The following is a 1,017-nucleotide window of genomic DNA, read 5'->3' as shown; positions in this document are numbered from 1 at the left end:
ACGTAGCCCTTATGCTTTAACTTCTGCAAAAAACAAACTCACTGAACGGAATTAGTTTGCCACACAATATTTACATAGGCACTTTATGTTGGCTATAATGCCTCCCTTATTTAGTTTGTAATTGTATTTTTTGTAATTTAGTTATGTATTAAGAGCTACTATGGAATGTTAAGAGCTACTATGGAATGTTGGTATTTAGTCGTATGCAAACCTAAGCAAGAAGAGCGGGCTAAAATCAACTTACAAAATCAAGGGATTGAATCGTTTTACCCCAAATTAACTACCGAAAGGTTGGTTAAAAGTCGCCGGACTGTCAAACACACGGCTTTATTCCCTAATTATTTATTTGTATGCCTTGAATCAAAAAATGGTAATTTTTCTGCTGTAAAAAATACCCGTGGAATAGGTAGTTTTGTATCTTATGGAGCAAATTACCAATTAGTTTCCGAGCAGATAATAAATCAACTAAAAAATGAACGTTCGCACACTATAGAATCAAAAATACCAAAAACAGGTGATGTAATAAGTGTTAATAACGAGTCATTTAACAATATACAAGCGATATACAAAGAGCCTGATGGCGACTTGCGCAGTATTTTACTAATTAACTTACTCAATCAAAAAATTGAAATAAGTGTCGATAATAAAGATATTGCTAAATAAAAGATTTTAAAAACTAAAAACACAAACCCTGACTAATAGAATATTTATATAAATTTGAATATGTATTAGTACATAGGATATCAGTAAATAGGGACTGTAACCTAAGGGCGGAAGCGTGCCTAAAATGCTAAAACCATGTGTTTAATTTGCGAGTAGGCGCGGCTTTGCTTTTGTAACGAGCACAGCTTGTAGTAGGGGGGGGATTCAAAAATAAGTCAAGAGACAGCTTCGCTTTAGGGAAGTAAACAGCCTTAAGTAGTTGTTTAAGAAGCTTCTGATTTACCTCACATTCACTTTTTTGTACTATTAATGATGAATGAATTTATTTTTACTAAAACAGCTATTAATTGAATC

General features: G+C 32.9%; 1 protein-coding gene. It reads left to right on the top strand.

Annotated features, from left to right (window positions below; translation table 11 throughout):
• The first annotated feature begins 180 nt into the window (after positions 1–180).
• The gene (gene rfaH, locus ACT3RM_RS17985; protein WP_444511528.1) at positions 181–663 is read left to right on the top strand and encodes a transcription/translation regulatory transformer protein RfaH; all 483 of its coding nucleotides are present in this window, start codon (positions 181–183) and stop codon (positions 661–663) included.
• Positions 664–1,017: the final 354 nt, after the last annotated feature.

Source organism: Pseudoalteromonas sp. AOP7-A1-14 (genome assembly GCF_052376275.1).
In the GTDB taxonomy this organism is placed as follows: Bacteria; Pseudomonadota; Gammaproteobacteria; order Enterobacterales; family Alteromonadaceae; genus Pseudoalteromonas.
Note: the sequence above shows the minus strand (reverse complement) of the source record. Positions and strands in the feature narration are given on the sequence as shown.

Bases quoted from the DNA above. Each gene is read 5' to 3' on its own strand.
- rfaH (WP_444511528.1), top strand. From the start codon at position 181: ATGGAATGTTGGTATTTAGTCGTATGCAAACCTAAGCAAGAAGAGCGG.